The organism is Bacteroidota bacterium, from assembly GCA_018692315.1.
Taxonomy (GTDB): Bacteria; Bacteroidota; Bacteroidia; order Bacteroidales; family JABHKC01; genus JABHKC01.
The window spans coordinates 1-4,540 of the sequence record JABHKC010000176.1; the positions used below are offsets into that span (position 1 = coordinate 1).

The window sequence follows — 4,540 nt, forward strand, 5'->3', positions numbered from 1 at the left end:
AATGTAGAACTTGAAACATCATATTTTATCGACACTTCTTTTTGGAGCATTTCATGGGATTTGGGTGATGGTGCACAGTTTTTTCAAACAAACTCACTTCAGTACAATTATCAGCAAATAGACACTTTTGGAATTTCGCTTTTCATCGAGGATAATAATGGCAGTATTTGCTCAATAAACCTGCATGATACAATAATAACTACCTGTTTAATAGACGATCTCGATTTTTCGATGCAGAGAGACAGTACAAATGTTTCATTCGAGACATCATACTTTCTGGATACTACTGAATATCAAATTATTTGGGATTTTGGAGATTCTACAAGTATTTCCAATCAAAACAATCCTACAAATTTTTATAATTATTATGGTTATAAAACTATCACACTTTCAGTGGTTTATCTGCCAGATGGCACTTGCAACAATCAAATTCAAAAAACTTTAAATGTGGATAGTATCCCTTGCATTCAGTCTGCCGAAATTGTGATTTATGAAAATGTTTATAAACATGCAATTTTTGAACTTTTGCCAAATGTAGATACCGTAAATTATAATATTTTATGGAATCTTGGCGATGGTATAACTATTGAAAATCAGTATCTTATCAATCATATTTTTCCATACACTAATATTTATGATGTTACTTGTCAGCTTTCGCACAAAGCAGATTCCAATTGCATTTTGATTATTGAAAAAGAAATTGACCTCGAATGTTATAACGATATAGGTTTCGATTATGAAATAGATTACGATACATGGCAATACGGTTGGAATGCTCTAGTTTGGGCATATGAGGTATATAACGAACCGCCAAATAGTTATGCCTTAAACTGCAATTGTGGCACTGGTGGCACTGGATATACGATGAATAACCACTGGCATTGGAATTGCCTTTATACTAATGTAGGCAATTATCCCATTTCTCTCACAGTTTACGATTTGGAAGATTCGACATGTTTTGGAAGCTACGGACCCATAAATATTACTATTGAAGAACCTGAATGCGATGTATATGCTGCAATAGGCAATGTTTTTCTTTTCGAATACGATAGTATGACAGTAATTGTACAAGGAGGAGGGAATCCTGACTTTTCTTACAACTGGACTTTTGGTGATGGTACATCTGGAGGTGGATATGAAGAATGGCACACATATTCCGACTATGGAGTTTATGAGATTTGCCTGACAGCAATAAACAATTTGGGTGTGGGCTGTTCCGAAACCGATTGTGAATATTTCACCCTCGGCACGCCAGGCTGCAACGATACTCTTGCCCTAAACTACAACCCAAATGCCGATTTTAATAATGGTTCGTGCATTTATAGCGGCACACAGTCAATTTCGCTACCACAAGGCTGGAGCATTTTTTCAACCTACATCGAACCTTACGAAAACAATATTGATAGTGTTTTTCAGGAAATTGTAGGAAATACTGTTTTGGTAAAAAACCAAATTGGTTTGGTCTATTATCCTCAATACTCAATCACATTACTCGATACTCTTGCTCTCGGCCAGGGCTATCAGGTGAAAATGTCAAGTGGCGATACTTTGAGTGTTACAGGAATAATTTGCCAGCCTCAAAACTCACCCATAACACTACAGGCTGGTTGGAGCATAATTGGTTATCTTCGACAGATACCTGCCGATATTTCGCAAATGTTTTCGGATATAACTCAAAACACTGAAATTGTGAAAGACGAACTTGGCAACGTTTACTGGCCACAATACAGCGTAAACAACATAGGCAATATGCTTCCCGGCAAGGGCTATCAGGTGAAGATGAATGTTGGAGATGTGTTGAATTATTAATTAGGAATTATGAGTTATGAATTAGAAATATTAAGCCAACAAATCCCCCTCCGCGATGGCTGGGGCATCTTCTCCACCTATCTCGAACCTTTAGAAAACAATTTCGATTCCATTTTTGCAGATTTAGATACCAACCTAATTGAAGTTTCTGATGAGTTTGGAAATACTTACTATCCTGATAGTAGTAACAACAGCTTGGATAGTATCACTATTGGCGAAGCTTATGAAATTAATGTTGACGATGCTGATACTTTAACGATTACAGGATTGCCGATTATTCCTGAGGAAACGGAATTGTTGATTGATTCTGGTTGGAGCATGGTGGGGTATTTGAGGCAAAATATTGATGATGTGGTTGAAGTTATGGCCAGTATTCACGATGATATTTTAATTGTCAAAAATGAAGTAGGTATTGTGTATTGGCCTGAATATTATGTATATCAGTTTGAAAAACTCACGCCCGGCAGAGGTTATGATATTAAAATGCAAGATACTATTCCGTTTTATAGTTTAATTTATATTCCAAATTCAAGCTCAAGCAAAAGTCATAACATAAAGAGTACACCAACATATTATAAAGATTATATCAAAACAAATAATAGTCTTGCAATCGGTATTCCAGACGATGCCTGGGAGATGTGTCCGGAAATTGGTGATGAGATTGGGATTTTGGATAGCCAAAACAATTTAGTTGGAAGTAATGTTTATCATGGTGAAAATCTACCAATTTGTGTTTGGGGAGACGACCATCTAACTAAAGAAAAGGATGGTTTATACTCTGAAGAAAGATTTACTATCAGATTATTTAGGAAACAGGAAAACAGTGAGGAAATCCTAAAAGTTGAAAGATGGAAGGAAGGCAGTAACCAATATGTTAAAGATGGAATATATATTGTTGGTTTAATAGTTTCAGAGCATTTTAATTCTTCTTCGTTTAAACTTTATCAGAACTATCCGAATCCTTTTTCTGAACAAACAACAATAAGATTTTACTTGCCTCAAAAATCTAATATTACAATTCATATATTTGATATATTTGGAAAACTGGTTAAAACAATACCTCAAGATGTATTTTATCAAGGAAATAATAAAATCATTATCAACTGTAAAAACTTAGACGCAGGCACATATTTTTATAAAGTCGTTTCAGGAAAATATTGTGCAACACGCAAAATGATTATAGTAAAATAAGTTTTAATAGTATTATAAATTTTGAATCATGAAAAAAATAAGTATTAGTATAATTTCTGTTTTGATTAATCTGTTTGCCTTATCTCAAGTTGAATTAAACTTTTTAAAATCTTATGGAAACACGGCAGATGATGTTGGACGTGGTATTACCATAAATAATTCGAATGATTATTATAATGTCGGTAATTTCATTGGCACACTTGATTTTGCAGATACATTACTACAATCGAATAGTTCTGAGAATGATATTTACATTGCAAGATTTAGTAGTACTGGTAATTTGATATGGGCAGAAAGAGCAGGCGGTACTTTAGGTGACCTGCCTTATGATGTTGTTAGCGATAATGACGGCAATTGCTACATAACCGGATATTTTAGAGATGTTTCGAGTTTTGGTGATACTTCAATAATTGCTCAAAATTCTATCAATGCAATGTTTCTGGCAAAATATGATTCTACCGGTATTTTTCAATGGGTTGAAAGTGCAGGCATTTCTTCAAATGGAGCTCAAGGTCTGGATATTCAAATTGATAACAATGGCAATTGCTATATTACAGGAATCATAAATGGAATATCCGATTTTGGAAGTACAACAATTACCAGTAATGGTAATAATGACGGTTTTGTTGCAAAGTATAATACTGATGGCGATTTGTTGTGGGTGCAAGGTATTGGAGGCAGTGGTGATGAAATTATTTATAGTATTAACATTGATGATAATGAATACATTTATTTTACAGGAGTATTTACAAATAACACAAACATTGGAGGTTATAGCTTAACTAATAATGGAAGTAAAGATATTTTTATTGGCAAGCTAAACAGTCTTGGAAATATTCTATGGGTTTCATCAGCCGGAGGTACATCCGTTGATTATGGTAGAGACATTGTTTCCGACTTTTCTGGCAATTGCTTTGTTGTTGGCTATTTTGGCAATGCAGCCTATTTTGGAAATCAAACAATTGTAAGCCAAGATGGCTTTGATATTTTTCTTGCTAGTTATAATAGTAATGGACAATTGAATTGGGTTTCAAGCATTGGTGGAGAAGGTCTTGATTATGCATATGGATTATCATACAGCGCAATGGGTGCTCTTTATCTAACCGGCAGATTTGATGATACTCTAAGTTTTTCAACACAATCACTTATTTCTAATGGCGGTAGTGATATATTTTTCTCAAAATATGACCTTTTGGGGAATTTTCTTTGGGCTGAGTCATTTGGCAGCATTGGATATGATGCAGCTATTAATATTGACGTTTCTGAAACCGGCACAATAGCTCTAACCGGCTACTTCCAAAACACAATGACAATAGACACAATTACGGTTTCGAGCAATGGCGGGAAAGATATTTTTGTTGCGAGTTTTGAGGATAATAATATAAATTATTGCGGCGTGCCAAATTCATATTTCAATACAAGTATCAATTATACAGAAATTTCAATTGAGCCATTTTATCCTTACGATACATCACTTTATTTTCTAAGCTGGCAAATGGGCGATGGCACCGAGTTTTATCAAATGACTTCTGTTCAGTAC

The 4,540-nt window shown here is 34.6% G+C and carries 3 protein-coding genes; all 3 read left to right on the top strand.

Annotated elements, in window-relative coordinates:
- Positions 1-1,809: PKD domain-containing protein (locus HN894_13375; protein ID MBT7144313.1), on the top strand; the 1,809-nt coding region annotated here is incomplete at its 5' end.
- A 9-nt stretch (positions 1,810-1,818) separates the two neighbouring features.
- Entirely contained in the window at positions 1,819-3,000 is a 1,182-nt protein-coding gene (locus tag HN894_13380) for a T9SS type A sorting domain-containing protein (protein MBT7144314.1), read from the top strand.
- Between the two features lie 28 nt (positions 3,001-3,028).
- On the top strand, positions 3,029-4,540 hold a 1,512-nt coding region (locus HN894_13385; GenBank protein ID MBT7144315.1), incomplete at its 3' end, for a hypothetical protein.

Bases quoted from the DNA above. Each gene is read 5' to 3' on its own strand.
- HN894_13380 (MBT7144314.1), top strand. From the start codon at position 1,819: ATGAGTTATGAATTAGAAATATTAAGCCAACAAATCCCCCTCCGCGAT.